The 22,863-nt window shown below is 72.1% G+C and carries 16 protein-coding genes; 14 read left to right on the forward strand and 2 right to left on the reverse strand.

All coding sequences use genetic code 11. The features are described 5' to 3' along the window. Positions 1-137: 137 nt before the first annotated feature. The 7 genes from HNP84_RS28345 to HNP84_RS28375 all read left to right on the forward strand — a co-directional run bounded on the left by HNP84_RS28345 (position 138) and on the right by HNP84_RS28375 (position 11,438). The gene (locus tag HNP84_RS28345; protein WP_185052990.1) at positions 138-1,691 is read left to right on the forward strand and encodes an ABC transporter substrate-binding protein; all 1,554 of its coding nucleotides are present in this window, start codon (positions 138-140) and stop codon (positions 1,689-1,691) included. 25 nt (positions 1,692-1,716) lie between these two features. Beyond that, complete coding sequence (locus HNP84_RS28350) at positions 1,717-2,658, forward strand: ABC transporter permease (RefSeq protein ID WP_185052992.1); 942 nt, start codon at positions 1,717-1,719, stop codon at positions 2,656-2,658. Then, on the forward strand, positions 2,655-4,601 hold the full coding sequence (locus HNP84_RS28355) for a dipeptide/oligopeptide/nickel ABC transporter permease/ATP-binding protein (RefSeq protein ID WP_185052994.1): 1,947 nt from the start codon (positions 2,655-2,657) through the stop codon (positions 4,599-4,601). Before HNP84_RS28350 ends, HNP84_RS28355 begins: the two co-directional genes overlap by 4 nt. Before the next feature lie 23 nt (positions 4,602-4,624). Further along, positions 4,625-5,662, forward strand: a complete 1,038-nt coding sequence (locus HNP84_RS28360) for an oligopeptide/dipeptide ABC transporter ATP-binding protein (RefSeq protein WP_221336863.1) — start codon at positions 4,625-4,627, stop codon at positions 5,660-5,662. Next, a complete protein-coding gene (locus HNP84_RS28365) occupies positions 5,659-7,680 on the forward strand; it encodes a CocE/NonD family hydrolase (RefSeq protein ID WP_185052997.1) in 2,022 nt (673 codons plus the stop codon). Before HNP84_RS28360 ends, HNP84_RS28365 begins: the two co-directional genes overlap by 4 nt. Before the next feature lie 87 nt (positions 7,681-7,767). Further along, a complete protein-coding gene (locus HNP84_RS28370) occupies positions 7,768-10,347 on the forward strand; it encodes a GH116 family glycosyl-hydrolase (protein WP_185052999.1) in 2,580 nt (859 codons plus the stop codon). A 260-nt stretch (positions 10,348-10,607) separates the two neighbouring features. After that, a complete protein-coding gene (locus HNP84_RS28375; protein ID WP_185053001.1) occupies positions 10,608-11,438 on the forward strand; it encodes an MBL fold metallo-hydrolase in 831 nt (276 codons plus the stop codon). A 95-nt stretch (positions 11,439-11,533) separates the two neighbouring features. Here HNP84_RS28375 and HNP84_RS28380 read toward each other — a convergent pair whose 3' ends face one another. After that, entirely contained in the window at positions 11,534-12,154 is a 621-nt protein-coding gene (locus HNP84_RS28380) for a QsdR family transcriptional regulator (RefSeq protein ID WP_185053002.1), read from the reverse strand. Positions 12,155-12,238: 84 nt separating this feature from the next. Between HNP84_RS28380 and HNP84_RS28385 the strand changes: the two genes are divergently transcribed. The 6 genes from HNP84_RS28385 (at position 12,239) to HNP84_RS28410 (ending at position 18,697) form a co-directional block, all read left to right on the forward strand. Beyond that, the gene (locus tag HNP84_RS28385; protein WP_185053004.1) at positions 12,239-12,988 is read left to right on the forward strand and encodes an SDR family NAD(P)-dependent oxidoreductase; all 750 of its coding nucleotides are present in this window, start codon (positions 12,239-12,241) and stop codon (positions 12,986-12,988) included. After that, the gene (locus HNP84_RS28390) at positions 12,985-13,848 is read left to right on the forward strand and encodes an SDR family NAD(P)-dependent oxidoreductase (RefSeq protein ID WP_185053005.1); all 864 of its coding nucleotides are present in this window, start codon (positions 12,985-12,987) and stop codon (positions 13,846-13,848) included. Before HNP84_RS28385 ends, HNP84_RS28390 begins: the two co-directional genes overlap by 4 nt. Further along, the gene (locus HNP84_RS28395; protein WP_312925874.1) at positions 13,845-15,437 is read left to right on the forward strand and encodes an AMP-binding protein; all 1,593 of its coding nucleotides are present in this window, start codon (positions 13,845-13,847) and stop codon (positions 15,435-15,437) included. Before HNP84_RS28390 ends, HNP84_RS28395 begins: the two co-directional genes overlap by 4 nt. Further along, complete coding sequence (locus tag HNP84_RS28400) at positions 15,434-16,426, forward strand: amidohydrolase family protein (RefSeq protein WP_185053006.1); 993 nt, start codon at positions 15,434-15,436, stop codon at positions 16,424-16,426. Before HNP84_RS28395 ends, HNP84_RS28400 begins: the two co-directional genes overlap by 4 nt. Positions 16,427-16,514: 88 nt before the next feature. Beyond that, positions 16,515-17,744: an acetyl-CoA acetyltransferase gene (locus HNP84_RS28405; RefSeq protein ID WP_185053008.1), complete on the forward strand. Its 1,230-nt coding sequence runs from the start codon at positions 16,515-16,517 to the stop codon at positions 17,742-17,744. A 47-nt stretch (positions 17,745-17,791) separates the two neighbouring features. Further along, the gene (locus HNP84_RS28410) at positions 17,792-18,697 is read left to right on the forward strand and encodes an alpha/beta hydrolase (RefSeq protein WP_185053009.1); all 906 of its coding nucleotides are present in this window, start codon (positions 17,792-17,794) and stop codon (positions 18,695-18,697) included. A gap of 413 nt (positions 18,698-19,110) precedes the next feature. On the opposite strand, the gene HNP84_RS28415 is transcribed toward HNP84_RS28410, so the two are convergent. Then, a complete protein-coding gene (locus HNP84_RS28415) occupies positions 19,111-21,846 on the reverse strand; it encodes a helix-turn-helix transcriptional regulator (protein ID WP_185053011.1) in 2,736 nt (911 codons plus the stop codon). Positions 21,847-22,137: 291 nt separating this feature from the next. Here HNP84_RS28415 and HNP84_RS28420 point away from each other — a divergent pair, with 291 nt between their 5' ends. After that, positions 22,138-22,851, forward strand: coding sequence for a 2OG-Fe dioxygenase family protein (locus HNP84_RS28420; RefSeq protein WP_185053012.1), 714 nt, complete (start codon positions 22,138-22,140; stop codon positions 22,849-22,851). The last annotated feature ends 12 nt before the right edge of the window (positions 22,852-22,863 follow it).

Raw genomic sequence — 22,863 nt, forward strand, 5'->3', positions numbered from 1 at the left:
AACGCCTCCTGTCGAAGTGCTTCGACGAAGCCAACGGTAGCGGGGTTCTCGGTCCCGACGTGGAGTTTACATGCTGTTGACCGACAGGACATGCAGCACTACCTTCGATCGAAGCACTTCGATTCTGGAGGTTCCCGATGGTTCGGATCGTTCGCCGCACGACACGCGGCCTGCGGCTCGGCAATCTCGTCATCGTCCTCGCCGCCGCCGCGCTGGCGGCGGGCGCGTGCTCGGGCGACCCGGGGGAGTCGTCCGGCGACACCCTGACCATCGGGCTCGTCCAGCAACCACTCAGCCTGGATCCGGCGAAGACGAACACCGGAGCGAGCCAGCTCATCGCACTGGCGTACGACACGCTGATCGTGAAGAACCCCGACGGGAGCCTGAGCCCCGGCATCGCCACCGACTGGTCGTACGTCGGCTCCGGCAACACCCGCTTCGAGCTGACGATCCGCGAGGGCGTGACCTTCGCCGACGGAACGCCGTTGGATGCCGAGGCCGTGGCGAAGTCGATCACGTACTTCAAGGGCGCCAACGGCCCGCCGGCCGCGACCCTCGCCGCGGTCAAGACGGCGAAGGCCCTCTCGGCGACCAAGGTGCGCCTCGACCTCTCGGCGCCCAACCCGGTCCTGCCGCAGCTCCTCAGCCAGGACTACCTCGCCGGCGCCGTCATCAACCCCAAGGCGACCGAGAACCCCGCGCAGCTCGGCGCCGACACCTTCGGCGCCGGGCCGTACCTGCTCGACAAGGGCGCGACGGTGATCGGCGACCACTTCACGCTGGTCCCCAACCCGAAGTACTGGAACCCGCCGGCGGTCAAGTGGGACAAGATCGTGTTCCGGGTCATCGCGAACCCGAGCGCGCTGCTGGGTGCGATGCAGACCGGCCAGGTGGACGTGGCGCAGGGCGACGCGTCAACGGCGGACAAGGCCGAAGCCGCCGGGCTCAAGGTGCTCACCTCGCCCGCGGGCTGGAACGGGCTGTTCCTGATGGACCGCTCCGGCGAGGTGTGCCCCGCGCTGGGCGACCAGAGCGTGCGCCAGGCGTTGAACCACGCCATCGACCGCCGGGCCATCGCCCGCGCACTGCTGGGGAAGTACGGCGGGCCCACCGTCCAGCCGCAGTCGGAGGGCTGGGACAACTACGACCCCGCCCTGGAGAGCAGGTACCCCTACGACCCGGAGAAGGCGAAGGAGCTCCTCGCGTCCTCAGGCCACAAGGGCGGCGTCAGCATCAGCGTCGTCGTCACCCAGGGACCCGACGCCCAGCTCGTGCAGGCGGTGGGCGCGTACCTGAGCAAGGTCGGCGTCGAACTCGACGTCACGACGGCGCCGACGTTCAACGACTTCGTCTCGAAGCTGACCAGCAAGAAGTTCTGCGCCTTCACCACGCCGTGGGGCGGGCAGCCGGCGTTCATACAAGCCGGCGCCCTGTTCCTGCCCGGTGGCGTCGGGAACCCGTTCGGCGTGATCGACGAGCAGGTCGCCGATCTGGTCCGCCGCGCCGCCGCGGCCCCTGCGGAGGAGAGCGGCGAGCTCTACCGGCGGATGCAGGCGCGGATCGTCGACCTGGCCTGGTTCGTCCCGGTCGTCCGCACCGACACCCTCTACTACGTGGGCGACGGTGTCACCGGGGTCGAGACCACCGGAGCGGAGCAGATCCCCTACCCGCTGAACTTCCGGCCGTCGTGACGGCGACCATCGAGAGGAGCCCATCGTGCTGAACCTCATCGTGCGCCGGGCCGGGATCTCGGTTCCGCTGCTCCTGATCGTGTCGGCGCTGACCTTCGTCCTGGGATCGCTGGTCCCGGGCGACGCGGCCCGGGCGATCCTGGGGGTGAGCGGCTCACCCGAGCAATACGCCGCGCTTCGAGACGAGCTCCACCTCGACGAGCCCGTGTGGGACCAATACCGCAGATGGCTCACCGGCGCGGTCCGCGGCGACCTCGGCGACTCGGTCTTCAGCGGAGAGCCGGTCGTGCAGGCACTGAACGCGAGGTTGCCGGCCACACTGTCCCTGGTGGCCGGCACGACCCTGGTGTGCGCGCTGGTGGGAGTCGCCTTCGGGACCGTCAGCGCCGTGCGCGGGGGCTGGATCGCGAGATCCCTGGACGTCCTGTCGGTCGCCGGGCTCGCGCTGCCCTCCTTCTGGCTCGCGCTCGTCCTCGTCTCGATCTTCAGCGTCTGGCTGGGCCTGCTTCCCGCCACGGGGTATGTGCACGCCGGCGAGTCGGTGTCCGGATGGCTGCGGGCGCTCGTGCTACCCGTCGTGGCCCTCGCCCTGGCCGGGATCACGCAGGTGGCCAGACAGACACGCGACGCCATGCTCGACGTGCTCGGCCAGGACTTCATCCGGACCATGGAGGCGAACGGCTTCAGCCGCAGATCGATCGTCCTGAAGCACGCCCTCAGGAACGCGGCGGCGCCGATCCTGACGGTTCTCGGCGTCATCCTCGTCGGCGCGTTGAGCGGAACGGTGTTCGTGGAGAACGTCTTCGTCCTCCCCGGGCTGGGCGGCCTGGCCGTGCAGGCCACCCAGCAGCACGACCTTCCGGTCATCGCCGGCATCGCGGTGTACTTCACCCTCATCACGATCGCGGTGAACCTCCTGGTCGACCTGGCGTACGGCTGGCTCAACCCGAAGGTGAGGACCGCATGAGGCTCGTCCGCTCCCCGAGCGAGGCACCGGGGCTCGTCGCTCGCTTCGCCCACCAGCCGAGGGCATGGCTGTCCTGTGGGTTCCTGGGCGTCCTGGTGCTCGCGTCGATCCTCGCCCCGTGGCTCACCCCCTACGACCCCCTCGCACAGGACCTCTCGTCGGTCAGGGCCTCGCCCGGCGCCGGGCACTGGCTGGGGACGGACACCCTGGGCCGCGATGTCCTCAGCCGGCTGCTCGCGGGGGGCCTGCCTTCGCTCCTGGGCGTCGCCGAGGCGACCGTGACCGCGGCGGTCATCGGAGTCACCGCGGGCGTCGTGGGGGGCTTCCTCGGCGGCTGGACCGACCGCGCCATCGGCGCGGCCGTCGACCTGCTGCTCGCCATGCCGGTGGTCATCATCGTGCTGTCGGTGCTGGCGGTCTTCCACAGCAGCATGCCGGCCGCAATGGTCACCTTCGGTGTGCTCGCCGCGGCCGGGATCAGCCGAGTGACACGGAGTGCGACGCTGAGCGTCAGGGAGGAGGTCTACGTCGCCGCGGCGCGCGTCGCGGGCGTGCCGAAGCGCCGCATCATCCTCCGCCACGTGCTGCCACGCGTCGCGGGACCGGTCATCGTCCAGCTCTCCCTGATCGCGGGTGGGGCCCTTCTCGTCCAGACCGGCCTGAGCTACCTCGGGCTCGGCGCGCAACCACCCGCTCCCACGTGGGGCGGCATGATCGCCGAGGCCGCGGGAGTCATGCAGCAGAGCCCGTGGCTCCTCCTCCCGAGCGGGGTGGCGATCGGCGCCACGATCCTGGCCTTCGCGCTGCTCGGTGACGCGATCCGCGACACGCTGAGCGACCACTGGGCCGCCACGCGGCCGGGCTCGTCGGCGGCCTCGCCCGGCGGCGGCGTCCCGGCCCCCGCCGCCCCGGCACCGGCGAGCGGGCCCACGCCCGCGCGGCCCGAGCCGTCCCGGAGCCTCAGCCCCGCCCTGCGGATCGAGGGCCTCAACCTCGCGGCCGGCGGCGCCCACCTCTTGCGGGACGTCCATCTCGAAGTGCTCCCGGGAGAGACGGTCGGCCTGGTCGGAGAGTCCGGCTGTGGCAAGACGATGACCGCGCTCGCCACGCTGGGGGTCCTCCCCGCAGGGGTCCACCTCACCGGCGGTCGGATCATGATGGACGGCCAGGACGTCGCCGGTGGTGACAAGCGGGTGCTGGGCCGGATGCGGGGCAGGCACATGGCGATGATCTCCCAGCAGCCCATGACCGCCCTCGACCCGTGCTTCCGCGTCGGGAGCCAGTTGAGCGAGGCCGTCCGCCGGCACCGGGGGATCTCGCGCACGCAGGCGCGGGCGTGCGTCATCGAGCTGCTCGAAATGGTCCGCCTGCCCGACCCCGGGAGCGTGGCACGCCGCTATCCCCACCAGCTCTCGGGCGGGATGGCCCAGCGCGTGGCCATCGCCATGGCCCTCGCCGGAAGGCCCAGGCTCCTGATCGCCGACGAGCCCACCACGGCCCTGGACGTGACGGTTCAGGCGGACGTGCTCGACCTCCTGCGCCGGCTCCAGCAGGACATGCGGATGAGCATCCTGCTCATCACGCACGACTGGGGCGTCGTCGCCGATCTGTGCGACCGCGCCGTCGTCATGTACGCGGGAGAGGTCGTCGAGTCGTCCTCGACCGAGGAGCTGTTCGCGAACCCCCGGCACCCGTACACGCGCGGCCTGCTGGCGGCGAACCCCCAGGCATCCGAAGGACGGCGCCGCCTGCCCACCATCCCCGGACGCGTCCCGTCACCCGACCGGCGTGAGCCGGGCTGCCAGTTCGCGCCCCGCTGCGGCTTCGCCGACTCCCGGTGCGTGACCCACGCGATCGGGATGGCGACGACCGGACCCGGTCATCTGAGCCGGTGCGTCCATGACGAACGCATTCCGGGACCGAAGGGAGCCGTGACCGCATGATCTCCGCGACAGGGAGGGACCCGGTGTCGCAAGCCGCACCTCTCCTGCAGGTCGACCGGATCACCGTGGAGTACCCGGGACGCCGTGGCTCCGGCCCCGTCGTCGCCGCGGACGCCGTCAGCCTGGAGATCGGCCGCGGCGAGGTGCACGCGCTCGTCGGCGAGTCCGGTTCCGGGAAGTCCACGGTCGGGCGAGCCGTACTGGGGCTCACCCGGGTGACCGCGGGCACCATCCGCCTGTCGGGCATCGACGTCACGGCCGGCAGCAGACGGTCACGGGCGTTGATCAGCCGTACCGTCCAAGCGATCTTCCAGGACCCGTACAGTTGCTTCAACCCGACGATCAAGGTCGGCCACAGTCTCGCGGAGCCGCTGACACGGGGCCGCCGCCCCCGTGACCCCGGCCTCCTGACCCGGGTCCGCCAGATGCTCACCAGAGTCGGCCTTCCGGAGGAGGCCTTCGACCGCTACCCGCGGCAGTTCTCCGGCGGCCAGCGGCAACGCCTCGCCATCGCCCGCGCCCTGATCGCCCGGCCCGCTCTCGTCGTGTGCGACGAGCCGGTCAGCGCGCTGGACCTCTCCGTCCAGGCGCAGATCCTGAACCTGCTCGCCGACCTGCGCGAGGAAGAAGGACTCTCCTACCTCTTCATCGCGCACAACCTCTCGGTCGTACGCCACCTCGCGGACCGGGTCACGGTGATGTATCGCGGAAGGGTGATGGAGTCGGGGCCGGCCGGTCTCGTCTGCCGCGAACCGGCGCATCCGTACACCAGGGCGCTGCTCGACGCCGAACCCGTTCCCGACCCAGCCCTCCAGCGGGCCCGCCGCCAGGGCCGCCTGAAGGCGGGCGAGGAACGGCCGGACACCTCCGTCTCGACCGGCGGATGCTCCTTCGCGGCCCGGTGCGCGTACCGGATCGACGCGTGCACGCGCGAGAGGCCGCCGATGCGCCGCTCGCACGCCGGCGCCGACGTCGCCTGCCTCCGGCAGGGCGACATGAACCTGGCCGGCCCTTTGTCCCCACAGCAGTGCGAGACGACTACCGGAGGTTCCGGCTCATGACGACGTACGAGACTCCGGTGCCGGCCTTCGGCGACGACGGGACCGGCCACGGGGCACGGCCCGGAACGGACGGGCCGTTCGCGGTCGAGGTACGGCGGGGCGTGCGGATCCCGACCTCCGATCCGGAGGTCACCCTCGGTGCGGACGTATACCTCCCCGTCACCGACGAGCCGGTACCCGCGCTGGTCACGCTGTTGCCCTACCTCAAGGAGGGCGCTGCCGGGATCGGCGGCGGGCCCGCGCTCCGCTGGCTCGCGAGCCGCGGATACGCCGGCGTCCTCGTCGACTTCCGGGGCTATGGGACCTCCGAGGGACGGCCGAGGGCGCCGTTCGACCCCGGCGAGAGCGATGACGGGCTCGCGGTGATCGCATGGGCGGCCGATCAGCCGTGGTGCACGGGGCGCATCGGCATGTGGGGCATCTCCTATGGCGGGATCACCGCGATGCGGACGGCGTCGCGCCGGCCCCCCGCGCTCGCCGCGATTCTCACGGCGTCCGCCATGGTCGCCCCGGGGCCGGACTTCGTGCATCCCGGCGGACGTCCCGGCGTGTTCGCCGGCCAGGCCATCTGGGGTCTCGACACGCTCGCGGCACTGGTGATGCCGCCGCTCGACGACCTGAGCCCCGCGGCGGAGCGACGCTGGCTGGATCGGCTCGGTTCGGACCCGGTGCCCTTCCTGGTGGACATCGTCGAGCGCGGTGCCGACGATCCCGAGTGGCGCCGGCGCGAGATCGCGGTCGAGGACATCGAGGTTCCGGCGCTGTGCGTCAGCGGGTGGCGCGACCTGTTCTGCGACTCGCAGATCCGGGCCTTCGAGCGGCTGCGGGGCACCAAGGCACTGCTGGCGGGCCCCTGGATGCACACGCTGCCGAACGAGTCGCCGTTCGAGGCGGTCGACTTCAACGACATCGCCTTGCGGTGGTGGGACCGATGGCTGCGGGGCGACGTGGCCCGGCCGGAGGCACCTGCCGGGGTCACGGCCTTCATCCAGGGCGCCGATCCCCGGTGGGTGGAGCTGGACCAGTGGCCGCCGGAGTCCGAGACGGTCACGCTGCGGCACTCCGGCGGAGAGCAGGCGTCCACGCAGGAGTCCACGCCGGCGGCCGTGCTCCGGCGCACCGGCAAGGGGGATACGACCGACCCGACCATCGGAGCCCTGAGCGGCCTCTGGTGGGCCCCGACGACCGGCTTCGGCCTGCCGCGCGACCAACGCGCCGACGACGCGCGGTCATTCGCCGTCACCAGCGGGCCGTGGAACCGCCCGCTCCTGATCGCAGGCCGGCCGACGGTCCGGATCGCCGCGCGCCCCATCCTCCGTCCCGTGGTCGTGAAACTGCTCGACGTGGACGAGCACGGCTCGTCCACGTTGATCACGGCGGGAGACTCGGTCCCGGGCACCGGGGCCGCAGCCCCGGGTGAGGCTGCCGGGCCCGTTGAGGTGACGTTCCGGGCGACGTGCTACGAACTCCCTGCCGGTCACCGCCTTCGCATCACGGTCTCGTCGGCGGACTTCCCACGGCTCTGGCCGATCTCCGGCCCGGATGCCGGGCCGGTCGTCGTCGAGGACATTGCCGTCGACCTTCCGGTTCTGCCCGCCGAGCCGCCGCGAGCCGCCGTCCCGCGGGCCGGCACACCGGCCGGCGAGCAGGCGGCGCCGATCCGCGACCAGTGGTTCATCGGCCGCGATCAGCTCTCGGACCGGGTCACCGTGGTCCTGCGGACGCGGGCCGACGGAGTGACGCCGGGCGAACAGTCCTACCTGAGCCAGACGAAGCACGTCCGCGCGTCGGTGGGGCCGGGCGGGGCCGGCGACGCCGAGCTCGTGGCCGGCACCAGCGTCGAGATTCGCCACTCGATCGAGGGCGAGCCCGTCGGACACGTCGCCACCTCCCTTGTCCGTGACGCCGACGCCACGACGATCCGCGCCTCGGTGACCTGGAAGGGGAGACGTCTCTATGACCGCACCTGGACGCACGCGACCGGGAAGCAGGAGACCCAGCAGGGAGCAGACGAATGAACCATGACCGATCCGCCCCGAAGACACCGAGCGGGAAGCTCCAGCGCCTTGTCATCCGCGACCGCCGGCGCGCCGAGGCGGGGCGCGATGCCTGACGCGGCCGGCCCGGCAGTCCACGACGGCGGTCCCTCCGGGGCGAGCCGGGAGATCAGGGGCGATTCGCTCGCCGCCGCCTTCCCCCTCGGCGGCATCGGAACCGGCAACGTGTGCATCGGTGCGCGGGGCGACCTGCGGGACTGGCAACTGTCCTACAAGCCGCAGATCATCGAGCGCCTGCCGTACAGCTTCTTCGCGTTGCGGGTGAAGCCGGACGGCGGCCGGCCGGACACCCGGGTGCTGGAGTCGTGGCTCCAGCCGCCGTTCGAACGGCCGAGCGGCATCAACGCCTATGACGCCGCCGGCCTGCCGCGATTTCGCGAGTCGAGGATGCGGGGAGAGTACCCGTTCGTCTGGGTGGACCTCGTCGACGACAGCGTCCGGGCCGAAGCGCGGCTCGAAGCGTTCACGCCCCTCGTCCCGCTGGACTGCGAGGACTCCGGCTTGCCGGCGGCCGTCCTCAGGTATCGGATCACGAACCGTCACGAGACGTGGGCAGAGGTCACGGTGGCCGGCTCGGTCGCCAACGCGATCGGGTTCGACGGGTACGACCACGGGATCGCGCCCCGGATCCACGGCGAACCGCACAACGAGTTCCGGCAGCAGGGGGCGCTACAGGGCATCTTCATGCGCTCCTCACTGCCGGAAACCGACCTGAGGCACGGAACGATGGCGCTCGCGACCACCGATCCGGACGTCACGGCGAAGACCCGCTGGACGGCGCCCCGCGGGGCCGAGCTCAGCGAGCTCTGGCAGGACCTCACGTCGGACGGACGCCTGAGCCCCGGCGGCGCCTACCCCATGCCGCCGTCCCACGGACTGGCCGCTGAACCGCCGCTGCTCTGCGTGGGCTCCCTCGCCTCGGCCCAGGTGGTCGCGCCGGGGGCCTCGGCGACCTTCACGTTCTTCCTGACCTGGCACCTACCGAACCGGAGGAAGGGCTGGGACGGGCAGGTGATCCGCGACGACCCGCACCTGGACGAGATCGTCCGGAACCACTACGCGACCAGGCACCGGGACGCGTGGGAGGTCGCCGGCCATCTGGCCCGCGAACTGCCCCGCCTTGAGCGGGCGACCAGGACGTTCCACGCGAGCCTGTTCGGCAGCACCCTCCCCGAGGAGATCAAGGACGCGGTCGCCTCGAACGTCGCCGCGATCCGCAGCACGACGTGCTTCCGGATCGAGGGCGGGACCTTCCTCACCTGGGAGGGCACCTTCGAGGACAACGGGTCCTGCGAGGGGAACTGCACGCACGTCTGGAACTACGCCCAGACCGCCGCGTTCCTGTTTCCCGATCTCGAACACAGCATGCGCCGCACGGAGTTCCTCGCCGAGACCGACGCGGACGGGCGGATGCGGTTCCGCACGAACACGGTCTTCGACGCGCCGCCATGGGACATGCTGCCCGCTGTCGACGGCCAGTTGGGCAGCATCGTCCGCCTCTATCGCGACTGGAACCTTTCAGGAGATCGTGACCTGGCGCGTGAACTGTGGCCGGGGGCTCGGCGCGCCCTGGAGTTCGCCATCTCGTACTGGGACCGCGATGGCGACGGGCTGCTGGAGGCCGAGCAGCACAACACCTACGACATCGAGTTCCACGGACCCAACCCGCTCGCCAATGTCATGTTCGTCGCGGCACTCGAAGCCGGCGCACGTCTCGCCGAGGAGATGGGCGAGGCGGACGACGCCACTCGGTACCGGCTGCTGGCGCGGGCCTGCGGCCGGCGCATGGACGAGGTGATGTGGAACGGCGCCTACTACGAGCAGAAGATCCCCGATGGCGAACAGCGGATCTACCAACACGGGTCGGGGTGCTTGTCCGACCAGTTGCTCGGTCAGTTCCTGGCGCATGTCGCCGGTCTGGGGCACGTCGTCCCGCCCGGCCGGGCCCGATCGGCCCTGCGCGCGATCTACTCGTCCAACTTCCTTCCCCGCCTCGGCGACCGCCCGCTGTTCCACCAGACGTACGCGCTCCAGGACGAAGGCGGCCTGGTCCTGTGCACCTGGCCCGAGAACGACCGTCCCGACGTGCCCTTCTACTTCGCCGACCAGGTGTGGACCGGCGTCGAGTATCAGGTGGCCGCCCACCTGATCTACGAAGGACTCGTCGAGGAGGGGCTCACGATCGTCCGGGCCGTGCGCGCCCGGCACGACGGCCGGCGGCGCAACCCCTGGAACGAGGTCGAGGCCGGGAACCACTACGTCCGATCGATGTCGAGCTGGGCCTTGCTGCCGGCCTACTCGGGTTTCACGTACGACGGGAGGAGGGGCCGCCTCGGCTTCGCCCCACGAGGCGGGGACGACCCGTTCTCGTGCTTCTTCAGCACCGCGACCGGCTGGGGCGTCTTCACCTTGGGGTCGAGCGGGTTCGAGCTCGACGTCAAGGGCGGACGCCTCGCCCTCGGCGAACTGGCCCTGCCTTCGCGGACGGCCCGGGACGGGGCGACCGCCACGCTCGCGGGCCGCGATCTACCGGTCGAGGTCTCCGTCGCCGGCGGCACGCTGTGCCTTCGTCTCGGTCCCACGACGGTGACGCCCGGCGAGGCGCTGCGCGTGGTGTGGCCACGGTGATACCGGCCCCAGGACGTGAGGCCCTGCCCGGCCACAGGCGTCCGCCACGGCGACGGCGCCGCTCGCGGCCGATGTGATCGGTACTTGCCGGGTGCGGCTCGGGGGCACCGGATCGCTGTTCCCGGCCGATCTGCACCGCTGCGGGCCGCTGTTCGACGACTATGATGTGCCGGTCGAGCTCGACCTGCTCGGGCAGCGATCGTTCGAGCAAGGCGTCACGACGCATCGTTACGCCATGCGGGATGCAAGGAGGCGAGCTCGTGCTGAGACAGGTCGCAGAGGGTGTGCTGATCCACCAGAGCGAGTTACTTCAGAACAACACCGTCGTCGTGCAGGGCCGGGCCGGCGTGTTGCTCATCGACCCCGGAACAACGGGCGGCGAAATGGCCTGCCTCGCGAACGACCTGTCCGATCTGGGGCAGGCGGTTGTGGCGGGCGCCTCGACGCATCCTGATTGGGATCACGTGCTCTGGGACGCCAGGTTCGGCGAAGCGCCCCGTTACGGCACGGCCCGCTGCGCGGCTGACATGCGAGACCTGCTGTCGGACGCGGACTGGAAGGCCCGCGTCGCCGAGGGGTTGCCGCCGGAGATCGCCGAGGAGATACCGCTGGACCTGTTCGGCCTCATCACCGGGCTGCCCGCCGGGACTGCGCAGATTCCCTGGGACGGCCCGAACGTGCGGGTCATCGAGCATCAGGCGCACGCCCAGGGCCACGCGGCGCTGTTGATCGAGGAGCGCGGGGTTCTCGTCGCCGGCGACATGCTCTCTGATGTCTTGATTCCGATGCTCGATCTGAGCGCCGCCGACCCGATCGAGGACTACCTCGCCGCGCTGCGACTGTTCGAGGGCGTGGCGAGCGACGTCGATGTCTTCATTCCGGGTCACGGCTCCGCCGGCGGAGCTGATCAGATGCGCGCACGGATCGCACAAGATCGGGCGTACGTGCAGGCCCTGCGTGACAAGCAGGATGTCGGCGACCCGCGGATCGGCCCGTCGGCCAAGCCCGGCTGGGAGTGGGTGGGCGACGTGCACGACGGGCAGGCCCAGCGCCTCGCCCGGAGAAGCGAGCGCGACGGGGCGCCCCGCTAGCGATCGGTGTGCGGCACACCTGGTACGCGGGGGTCGCCTCGGCTGCGGAACCACCCGTCCTGAATCAGGCGTCCGACCCCGAAACCGCGCTCCGGTCAGGGCTGTCTCAGCAGGAGGCGGACGATCGTGCTGAAGGCGTCGGGCCGGGCTTCGATGCCGGTGAAGGTGTCGTTGTAGACGAACGCCTCGATCATGCGGGTCAGCGCGTAGGCGAGCGTGTCGGCGTCCACCTCCGAGTGGAATCCTCCGGATGCCTCCTCCTCTCGGATGAGCGCGGCGATGGCGGCGACCGTGCGGGACTGCACTCCGGCTTCCCTGCTGGTGATCAGCCGGAATGCGAGGGCGGGCTCGCTTTCCAGGAACTTCTGCATATAGGGCGCATGGCTCACGCCGTCGGCGACGTAATCGAGCACCTGGATGATCCGGTCCGCGCCCCGGCCGGAGGCCCGCTGCCTGCCGTGCTCGATGCTGCGGGCCGCGATCGACCACATCACGTCGGCGATCAGGCGCTCCCGGTCGCCCGTCCAGCGGTAGAGCGTGTTGCGTGACACGCCGAGCTCGGTGGCCAGCGCGTTCATGTCGATCCGCCTGCCCAGCAGGAACCACTGCCGGGCCAGGTGGAACGCGTCGGCCGGTGTCGCCTTGCGCTGGGGCCGCTCGCCCTCGCTCTCCGCGAGCGCCGCCGCGTACGCGGGGGACATGGGCACTGATGTCATGACGCCATTGTAGGACATATCCCGAATCTGTTGACCTATATGACACTTCGGAATACTGTCACATCCATCGCCGATGGAGGGTTCATGAACACCGAGAACAGGCCCCGTGGCGTCCTCGTCACAGGAGGTGGGCGCGGGATCGGACGCGCCATCGCGCATCGCTTCGCCCGCGCGGGGTTCGCCGTCGCGGTCAACGACGTCGATGCCGTCGCCGCCGAGACCGTCGCCCGCGAGGTACGCGACGCGGGCGCGGAGGCCATCGCCGTCCCGGCCGACGTCGCCGACCCCCGAGCCGCGCACACGCTGGTCACGCAGACCGTCTCCCGTATGGGCCGGCTCGACGCTCTGGTCAACAACGCCGGGATCGAGCACCGGGCGTCCCTGGACCGCCACACCGCGACGGAGTGGCGGCGGGTGCTCGACGTCAATCTCACCGCGCCGTTCGAGCTCGCGCGGATGGCGGCCCCGCATCTGGCGGCCGGCGGGAGCGGGGCGATCGTGAACGTGTGCTCGGTCGCGGTCACCGGCTTCTCCGGCCAGATCGCCTACGACGCGTCCAAGGGCGGGCTGCTCACGCTGACCCGTTCGCTCGCCGTCGAACTCGGGCGGCGGGGGATCCGGGCCAACGCGGTGTGCCCCGGATTCATCCGTACCGACATGACGGCACACGGCGACCTCGCCCTCCTGGGCGAGCGCCAGGTGGCCAAACTCCCCTTGCCCCGGTTCGGCGAGGCCGACGAGGTCGCGCACGCCGTGGCCTGGCTGGCCTCCGACGAGGCCGGCTACATCACAGGTCAGGCCCTGTTCATCGACGGAGGGATGGTGCGGGCATGAGCACGCCCAGCGAAGGTGTTCACGGCCGGGTCGCCCTCGTCACCGGCGCGGCCGGCGGCATCGGCGCGGCCGCGGCCCATCGGCTCGCCATGGGGGGAGCCGACGTGATCCTCGCCGACCGCGACGCCTCGGGCCTGGCCCGGGCCCGCGAGCGGATCGAGGGCGCGGGGGCGCCGGGGAAGTGCACGGTCGCCGTCTTCGACCAGTCCGATCCCCACGACGTCTCGCGTCTGGAGGCCGAGCATCTCGGCCGCCTGCCGCGCCTGGACATCGCCGTCCTGGCCGCCGGATACGGCCGCTACGGCGAGATCCTCTCGCTGCCCCTGGAGACCTGGCAGCGGCACCTGGACGTCAACCTGACCGGGACCTTCCTGGTGCTGCGGGCCGCCGCCGCCCGAATGGCCGCCTGTGGCAACGGCGGCAGCGTGGTCGTCATCGGCTCCACCGCCTCCAGCTATCCGACCGACCTGTTCGGCGCCTACGCCGCCGCCAAGGCGGGGGTCCTCATGCTGGCCAGGGTGGCCGCCGCCGAACTCGGCTCACACCGGATCAGAGTCAACACGATCATGCCCGGGGTCATCCACACCCCGATGACCGACGGCCTGCTGTCCGACGACGCCACCCGCGAGCTGATCCACGCCGAGACGCCGCTCGGCAGGTCGGGCCACGCCGAGGATGTGGCCGCGGCCGTGGCGTTCCTCGCCGGCGACGACGCCGCCTTCATCACCGGGACCAGCCTGCTCATCGACGGCGGCCAGACCCTGCACGGCCTGCCACGCTGGTTCAGCACCGACCATCGGGTGCCGGGCGCCCCCGAGTGGACGGCGCACTCCCGCCGATCGCACCTGGTCGCGTCGTGACCGGCCCGATCACGCGCGCCGAGCCGATGGCGCCCGACGACCACGACATACCGGACGCGGATGCCTGCGTGCTGCCCCGGCTGCTTCGGCGGCGCGCCGTGGCCACCCCCGACCGCGAGTTCGCCGTCTTCGAGGGCGGGGAGCGCTGGACGTACGCCGAGGCATGGCAGGTCGTGCTGGACACGGCGGGCGCGCTGCGCGCGCGGGGCGTGGCACCCGGCGACCGCGTGCTCTCCTGGCAGCCCAACGGCGCCGACGCGTTGCGCACCTGGCTTGCCGTCAACCAGCTCGGGGCCGTCTACGTCCCGCTCAACACCGCCTACCGGGGACGGTTGCTGGAGCACGTGCTCACCAACTCCGGCGCGCGGCTCATGGTCGTCCATCCCCGGCTCGCCGAGCGGCTCGACGGCCTGGCCACCGCCCGTCCGGAACTCGTCCTGACCCCCGAGGAACTCGACGCCGCCGGGCCGGCGGCGGAGGACTGCCCCGCCCAGCCCTGGGACACCTACGCGATCATCTACACCTCGGGCACGACCGGCCCCAGCAAGGGCGTGCTCAGCTCGTACGTCCACGTGTGGTCCGCGGCGATGGCGGCCTTCGGCGGCGTGCTCGACGAGCACGACCGCTACATGGTCAACCTGCCGCTGTTCCACGCGGGCGGCACGATCGGCGTGACCGGAGCGCTCGTGCTCGGCGGGTCGATCGCGCTCGTGGAAGGGTTCCGCACCGACGCGTTCTGGCCCGAGATCCGGCGCACCGGCACCACCGCCGTCACGCTGCTCGGCGCGATGGCGTCCTTCCTGCGGGGCCGGCCGCCGTCGCCGGACGACACCGCCCACCCGCTGCGCACCGTGTTCATGATCCCGGTCAGCGAGGACGCCGAGGCGTTCTCCCAGCGCTTCGGCGTCGAGATCAGGACCATGTTCAACATGACCGAGACGAGCTGCCCGCTCGTCTCCGCCGCCCCGAACCCGCCCAGGGGCACGTGCGGAAAGCCGCGACCGGGCGTGGAGGTCAGGCTCGTCGACGAGCACGACCGCGAGGTTCCGCCCGGCGCGGCCGGCGAGCTGATCGTGCGTACCGCCCGGCCCTGGGCGATGACGCACGGCTACCACGACATGCCCGAGGCCACCGCCCGCGCCTGGCGGAACGGCTGGTTCCACACCGGCGACGCGTTCCGGCGGGACGAACGCGGTGACTTCGTCTTCGTGGACCGGCTCAAGGACGCGATCCGCCGCCGCGGGGAGAACATCTCCTCCTTCGAGGTGGAGACCGCGGTGCTGGAGCACCCCGCCGTGCGCGAGGCAGCCGCCGTCGCGGTGCCCAGCGAGCACGGCGAGGACGAGATCCTGCTCGTCGTCGCCCCCGTCGACGACGCCCTCATCGACCCGGCCGAGCTGCACGAGCACTGCCGGGCCCGGCTACCGCACTTCATGATCCCCCGCTATGTCAGAGTCACCGCCGAGTTGCCCAGAACCCCGACCTCGAAGATCGAGAAACACCGGCTCAGGCGGCAGGGCCTCACCGAGGACACCTGGGACCGCGAGGTGCACGGCCTGGCCGTCAAGCGGGAAAGGCTGACGCGATGACCGGCCCGGTCATCGACGTCGCCGGGATCGTGTTCGACGACGAGGGCTGGGAGGAGTACCTTCTCGGCTTCGCCCGGCGTGCCCCCCACTACCTTCGGGTCTTCGAGCGCCGCTTCGCGTCCATGGCGGGGATCTCCGCCGAGGAGTACCGGCGAGTGGCGCGGCGCGGACCGGAGGCACTGGCACGCCACCTGGCCGCCACCGGACGTCTCGGGACCGACCCGGACGACCACGTGGCCCGGCTGGCGGAGCAGGGCGTCCGCCACCAGATCCTCCTCGGGGCGCCCGCCGCGTCACCCGCCGGCAACGACCGGCTCGCCGCCTTCGCGGCGCGTCATCCGGATCGGCTGCGCGCCTGGGCCGGGCTCGACCTGCGCCATGGCGCCGCCGCGGCCCGCGAGCTGACCCGGTGCGTACGCGAGCTCGGCATGTCCGGCGGAACCCTCGTCCACTTCATGGACGACGCCGACCCCCTGTCCGCCGCGAGCCGTTCGGTCTATGAGACGGCCGCCCGCCTCGGGGTTCCGCTCTGGCTCCACGTCGGGCACAACCTGTCGCCCGTCAGCGCGGTGGACACCTGCACATGGCGGCACATCGACGTGATCGCCCGGACCCATCCGGATCTCACGATCATCTGCGGCCACGGCGGATGGCCGTGGGTGCTGGAAACGGTGGCCGTCTGCCAGCGGCACCCCAACGTCTACCTCGAATTCTCCACCTACCGAGCCCGCCACATGGCCCTGCCGGGCTCCGGTTGGGAGCCGCTGTTCGCCTACGGGCGCACCACGATCAGGGACAAGGTCCTCTTCGGATCGGTGGAGTGGGCGCACGGCCGAAGCGTCGGCGAACTCGCCGAGGAGGTGGCGAGCCTGGATCTGCCTTCGAGCACCGTGCGCCGCTGGCTCCACGACAACGCCGCCGCGGCGCTCACCGTCCCCGCTGGTCACGAGAGCCCCGGGGCTCTGGCGGGGGAGAGGAGGGCGGTGTGATCCGTCAAGGCCACCGGACGCGGGCGCACGGCGTCCCCGGCGACATCGCGGCCGCCATGCGGTCGCTCCCCTTCGGCAGGAGCCGGCGATGACGACACCGATCTTCGTCCTGGGCGGCGAGCAGAGCGACTTCCGCGACAGCTGGACCACGGGTGGCGGCGGCCTGCACGACCTGATGGCGTACACGGTCGCCGGCGCCCTTGAACGCACCCGCCTCGACCCGGCGGCCGTCCAGACGGCCCACGTGACCAACTTCGCCGGGGAGGTGTTCAACCACCAGGCGCAACTGGGCGGCTTCGTCAACCGCCTGTACCCCGAGTGGGCCGACCTGCCCACCTCCCGGCACGAGGCCGCCTGCGCCTCCGGGTCGATCGGCGTCCTGGCCGCCATGGCCGAACTCCAAGCCGGACGCTACGACTGCGCCCTCGTCGTCGGCGCCGAGATCATGCGTCACGTCGGCGGCCAGACCGCCGCCCGCCGCATGGGCATCGCCGCATGGCACGAGCGCGAGGTCACCGACGACCGGCTGCCATGGCCCGGCCAGTTCAGCGACATCGCCGACGCCTACGCCGAACGTCACGGCTTGGCCTATCCGCACCTGGCCCGGATCGCCGAGGTGAACCTCGGCAACGCCAAGCGCAACCCCCGAGCCCAGACCCGCTCCTGGACCTTCGAACCCGGCGCCTTCACCTGCGACGACACGCTGAACCCCGTGGTCGCCGGGATGCTGCGCAAGCAGGACTGCGGCAGGATCACCGACGGGGCCGCCGCTGTGGTCCTGGCCGGCGAGCCCTTCGCCCGCCGGTGGGCCCGCGAGCGCGGCATCGCCCTGTCGTCGGTGGCCCGGGTGCGGGGGTGGGGACACCGCGGCGCCCCGATCCTGCTCGCCGAGAAACTGCGCCTCGGGGCGACGCAGAAGTACCTCTTCCCGCACCTGCGGCGCGCCATCACCGACGCCTACGCCCGCGCGGGGCTCGCAGGCCCGGGGGACCTCGACGTCATCGAGACCCACGACTGCTTCACGATCACCGAGTACGTCGCGATCGACCACTTCGGCATCACCGAGCCCGGCGCCGCCTGGCAGGCCGTTGAGGACGACGTCATCACCCGAGAGGGCCGCCTGCCGGTCAACCCCTCCGGCGGTCTCATCGGCCTCGGCCACCCGGTCGGCGCGACCGGCGTTCGCATGGTCCTGGACGCCCAGCGCCAGGTCACCGGCACTGCCGGCGATTACCAGATCGACGGCGCGACCACCGCCGCCACGCTCAACATCGGCGGCAGCTTCACCACGGTCGTCGGCTTCGTCATCGGCACCTGAGTCCGACGGGTGGCCCGCGACGAGCCGTAAGGAAAGGAAACAATGGCATGGCCAGTCAGGAAGCCGACGCGCTGCGGTCGATGTACCAGTCGCTGTCGGAGCGCTCGGCGGCACGGCCGGACATGGACCTCGCGGCGATGAGAACGCTCTTCGAGGAGCTGCATCGAGTGACCCCGGAGCCCGAGGGCGTGAGCTATGCCGAGGTCGACGCGGGAGGAACCCCTGCGATCTGGTGTCTTCCCGACGGGCGGGCCGACGATCGCGTGCTCATCCACCATCACGGGGGCGGCTTCATGGTGTGCTCGATGTACACCGACCGCAAGATGGCCGGGCACATCGCGAAGGCGGCCGGCACCCGGGCGCTGGTCCTGGACTTCCCGCTCGCCCCGGAGAACCCGTTCCCGGCCCAGATCAACGCGTCGGTCGCGGCCTTCCGCTGGCTGCTGGACCAGGGGTTCGAGCCCGCGCACATCGCCAGCGTCGGGCATTCGGCCGGTGGCAATCTGTGCACCGGCATGGCGCTCGCGCTGCGCGAGGCGGGAGACCCGATGCCCGCGGCCGTGATGCCGATGTCGCCCTGGTACGACATGGAGCTGACGGGCGAGACGTTCGACACCCTCGCCCACCTCGACGCGGTCGTACAGCGGCCGATCCTGGAAACGATGCGGGCGGCCTTCCTGGGCGCGACACCGCCCGACACGCCCCTGGCCAACCCCCTGTACGCCGACCTCCGCGGCTTCCCGCCGACGCTGATCTACACCGGTGCGCACGAGACGCTGGTGAGCGACACGGAACGCTTCGTGAAGAACGCGCGCGACGCGGGGGTGGACGCTCACTGCGAGATCGTGCCGGAGATGCAGCACTCCTTCGCCTTCCTGGCGGGCCGCGCTCCCGAGGCGGACGCGGCGATCCGGCGGATGGCCGCCTGGTTGCGAGTTCATCTGGGGCTGTGACCGGACCAGGCCGGGGCCCGAATGGTGTCCCGCACCACGTCCGCGCCCCGACGCCGTGACCCGCCCGCCGCGTCCTCGTCCAAGAGCGGGACGGGTCACGCTGAGCGCCGGGCCGCCCGGCCCCCGCACCATGCCACTACGCGCCCAGGGGGCCGGTCCCGGTCAGGGTGACGACGCAGGCACACCACGCGGATGTCTGTTCGTCCCCGGCCGCCCGGCGCGCTGTGAACGTCAGAAGGGCAGGCGCCGTCCCGACGGCGTGCGGAGGTCGGGGTCCGGGGCCTTCCCGGACCGTCGCGGCCGGGGGGTTTCGATCTGCCGCCGCCGGCGCGCGCCGGGAGGGAAGCCGGGAGGGAACTGGTCCCGGCGGGCACGTATCGTCCATTCGACCAGGGAGAGAAGACCGAGGTACATCACGCCGCCCTGTTCATGTCGCCGCCGGAGGCGGGGTGGGAGCCGGGGTGGAAGAGGTCGAGCAGCGACGCCAGCTCCGCGCGGTCGCCGATGCCCAGCTTGCGGTAGACGCGCTGCAGGTGGTTCTCCACCGTGCGCACGGACAGCACGAAACGGAGGCTGATCTCCTTGCTGGACATGCCTGCGGCGGCCAGCTCGGCGATCTCACGCTCCCTGCGGGTGAGCCGGGGGCGCTCCAGGGCCTCAAGCGCGGGAGTGCGGGCACCGTCCGGCCCGGCCAGGCGCAGCGCGCGGGCCGCGGCGGCCGCGGCGGCGGCCAGGTTCCCGGCCGCGCGGTGGCGGTTGGCCTCCTCGGCCGCCGCCTCGGCGGCGAGCAGGGGGCTGCCGAGCCGCTCCAGGCCGGCCGAGGAGGCGGCGAGGGCGTCGCCGTCACCCGTGACCAGGGCCGCGGCGTGCGCGGCGTACTGCGGTGCCGCGTCCCCGCCGGCCCGCCCGGCCAGCTCGCCGAGACGGTCCAGGACGTGCCCGGGTTCGCCCAGCCTGGCCACCTCGTGCAGGGCGAGGGACTCAAAGCCGGCGGCGCCCGACTCGCGGGCCAGCGCCGCGGCCCTCTCGGCGATGGCGGAGGCGCCGGGGGAGCCGCCGGCCGCCGCGACCCAGGACCGGGCCAGCTCGGTCCAGGGCTGGAGCAGCCACAGCGACCGCTGGGCCGGCTCGTCGGCCTCGGCCAGCGCCTCGCGCGCCGCCGCGGTCTGCCCGGACAGCGCCAGGCCGTGGGCGAGCTGCCCGAGCAGGAGGGCCAGCAGGCCGCGGTTGCCGAGCTCGCGGGCGATGGCGACGCCCTCGCGGCAGCGGTGGAGCTGCTCGCGCAGCTCGCCGCGGGCCCTGGCGGCCAGCGCGCGCAGCAGGCAGAACCAGGCGATGGCGAAGGGGAAGCGGCGCTCCACCGCCCGGTCGTACGCCGCGGCGGCGCGCGCCTGCGCCCGTGGGAAGTCGCCGGTGAGCAGGCAGGCGTGCACCCAGCCCAGCTCCAGGAAGAACTCCAGCCAGGGCAGCTCGGCCTGGTGGCGCAGCGCCGGCTCGCGGGCCCGCTCCAGCGCGGGGAAGCTCTCCTCCGGCGGGCGCAGGAACGCCAAGGCGACCGCGCGGGCGACCTCGGCGACGCAGTGGGCCCGCGAGTCGTGCGGCGCCTCCGCCATGACCTTCTCGGCGAGGCCGGCTCCGGCACGGCATCGCCCTGTGGCGACGTCCAGCAGGGCCAGCACGGCGGCCGGCTCGGCGCGGGACTCCACGCCGGCGACGTCGCGCAGCGCTGAGTGCAGCAGCGCCCGCGCCGCGCGTACGCTGTCGAGGCCGAAGGCCAGGTTGAACGCGCGGACGCAGGCCAGGCGCGCCCGGTCCCGCTCGGCGGCCGGGCGCGGCAGGCGGGCGAGCCGCTCCTCGGCTTCGCGGGCGCGGCCGAGGAACATCAGCCCGTAGCCGAGGGGCTCGGCGGCCCGCGTGCCCTGCCCGGCCGCGACGGCGTGGGCGGCCAGCTCGGCGCTCAGCTCGTGGTCCAGGTGCGCCCAGGCGTCCCTCATCGCGGCGACGACGCTCTCGGCGGGCGGACGCACCCCGTTCTCCAGCCGCCACGCCACGACCCTGCGCAGGTCCTCGCGGGCGTGCGGGCCGGCCTCCAAGGCGGCGGCCAGCTCCTCGCGCACCCGGCGCGCCCGCAGCCGGGGAGTGCGGGCGCGCAGCACCTCGCCGTACAGGGAGGGGGTCAGGCGCGCCTGCTCGCGGTCGCCGAGCCGCGTCACCTCCACGATGCCGAGCGCCTCGACGGCCTCCACGGCGGGGCGGGACACCAGCCGGGCCGGCACGTCGGGGCTGAGCGGCCCGCCGAACGCCAGCAGCTCCAGCACCCTGCGGCAGTCGTCGCCGAGGCCGGCGAGCCGCCTGTCCACCACGCCGGCCAGGCGGAGGGTCACGGGGAAGGGGCCGCTCGCGCGCCACACGCCGTCGGCGGGGGCGAGCGTCCCGGTCTCCAGCATGGCGGCGACCAGCTCGCGGAGCAGGAACGCCTTGCCGCCGGTGGCCTCCCAGCAGCGCTGGACGAGCATGCCCTCGGCGGGGCCGCCGAGGGCGTGCTCCAGCACCTCTCCGACCTCCTCACGGCTGAAGGGGCGCACCTCGATCCACTCGGCCATGCCGCTGGTCCACAGGCCGGTGATGGGGTCGGGGACGGCCTCGGCGCTGTGGGTGGCGGCCAGCACGAACGCCTCGTGCCTGCGGGCCATCTGGAAGGCCAGCGCCAGGGAGGCCGGGTCTAGCAGGTGGACGTCGTCGATCACCAGGACGGGCTTGCGTCCGCCGGCGCGGCCGATCAGCGCGTCGGCCGCGAGGCGCAGCGAGCCGCCGTTGAACGCGGTGCCGGTGAACTCCGGCGGCAGGTGTTGCGCGAAGGCGCCGAAGGGCACGGAGGAGGTGGCCTGACAGGCGGCGGCGCACACGACGAAGTGGTGTCGCCGGCACACCTGCCGCACCGCCTCGGTGAGCAGGCGGCTCTTGCCGACGCCGCCCTCGCCGATCAGCGCGGCGCCCGACAGGTCGGGGTGCCGCATGGCCGCGGCGATGCGGCCGAGCTCGGTCCTCCTGCCGACGAACGCCCGTCCCAGCTCGGCCATCGCGACCCAGGACCGCGGCACGTACAGCGGGGTGCGCTCGTCGGGCACGGGCGCGGCTTCCAGCAACATGGTGCCTCTCATGATGCCGTCGAATGCGATTGTCGAAAACAATTGTCTTTTCGGTCGCGCGGGGAGGCCAGTGCGCTGGTCACCCGGTCCATGTGAATCCGTCACATCCCATTCTCTTAGCCGCTCACGCCGATGGATCGTGAGTAATGCTCCTGGGCGCGTTGAGTAGCCCCACCTGGGCGAACAGAGCATTGCCGGGGGTTAATCGCCGGCGCTGCGGAGCTTACCGTGGGACGCGGACGAGTTTCCGCCATTTCTGGCACGGCGATCCCATCGAGAGAAAGCAGCTCAATGCGCGTCACAGAAATCACCCCACGCAGGGAAGAGATCGCGGAGAATGGGTGGGCCCTGGGCCGGCTGCCCATTTCCGTCGCCAGTGAATGGAACGAGTTCGCCAAGCACTGGGAGGACCTTCCGGCCGACCGCTACGTGCTCAGGAGCCACGGCACCACGCGGCACCGGCGGATCGGCCACCTGCTGGCCCGCGGCGGCACGGGCGCGGGGGTCACGATGGAACGGGCGCCGCACGGCGCCTTCTTCCAGAGCGCCGAGATCAACTCGGTGTACGGCGGCCACGCCCGCACCTTCGCCCCCATCACCGCCGAGACCTACGACAACATCTGCTTCCGCTCCGCCCTGGAGCACGACCTCGGGCTGGTCAGGCGGCTGGAGGGGGACGCCCCCACCTGGCGGATCACCGTGCACATGATCCGCATCCTGGCCACCGGGGACGAGACCTCCGCCCCGGCCCCCGAGGGCCGCCACAGCGACGGCCACGACTACGTGATCATGCATCTGATCAACCGGGAGCACTGCGCCGGCGGCGTCAGCCGCGTCTACCGCAAGGGCGCCGGCCGGCCGGAGGCGGAGACCACGCTCACCGAGCCGATGCAGACCATCGTGATCGACGACCGCCTGATGGAGCACGAGGTCACCCCGATCAGCCCCAGCGGCGGGCCCAGGGCCGTGCGGGACATGATGATCGTCGATTTCGACCGCGAGTAACCACTCTGTCAC

Source organism: Thermocatellispora tengchongensis (assembly GCF_014202315.1).
Classification (GTDB): domain Bacteria; phylum Actinomycetota; class Actinomycetes; order Streptosporangiales; family Streptosporangiaceae; genus Thermocatellispora; species Thermocatellispora tengchongensis.

Coding starts and splice junctions, on each gene's coding strand:
- HNP84_RS28345 (WP_185052990.1), top strand. CDS start 138: ATGGTTCGGATCGTTCGCCGCACGACACGCGGCCTGCGGCTCGGCAAT.
- HNP84_RS28355 (WP_185052994.1), top strand. CDS start 2,655: ATGAGGCTCGTCCGCTCCCCGAGCGAGGCACCGGGGCTCGTCGCTCGC.
- HNP84_RS28365 (WP_185052997.1), top strand. CDS start 5,659: ATGACGACGTACGAGACTCCGGTGCCGGCCTTCGGCGACGACGGGACC.
- HNP84_RS28370 (WP_185052999.1), top strand. CDS start 7,768: ATGCCTGACGCGGCCGGCCCGGCAGTCCACGACGGCGGTCCCTCCGGG.
- HNP84_RS28380 (WP_185053002.1), bottom strand. CDS start 12,154: ATGACATCAGTGCCCATGTCCCCCGCGTACGCGGCGGCGCTCGCGGAG.
- HNP84_RS28385 (WP_185053004.1), top strand. CDS start 12,239: ATGAACACCGAGAACAGGCCCCGTGGCGTCCTCGTCACAGGAGGTGGG.
- HNP84_RS28390 (WP_185053005.1), top strand. CDS start 12,985: ATGAGCACGCCCAGCGAAGGTGTTCACGGCCGGGTCGCCCTCGTCACC.
- HNP84_RS28400 (WP_185053006.1), top strand. CDS start 15,434: ATGACCGGCCCGGTCATCGACGTCGCCGGGATCGTGTTCGACGACGAG.
- HNP84_RS28405 (WP_185053008.1), top strand. CDS start 16,515: ATGACGACACCGATCTTCGTCCTGGGCGGCGAGCAGAGCGACTTCCGC.
- HNP84_RS28410 (WP_185053009.1), top strand. CDS start 17,792: ATGGCCAGTCAGGAAGCCGACGCGCTGCGGTCGATGTACCAGTCGCTG.
- HNP84_RS28415 (WP_185053011.1), bottom strand. CDS start 21,846: ATGTTGCTGGAAGCCGCGCCCGTGCCCGACGAGCGCACCCCGCTGTAC.
- HNP84_RS28420 (WP_185053012.1), top strand. CDS start 22,138: ATGCGCGTCACAGAAATCACCCCACGCAGGGAAGAGATCGCGGAGAAT.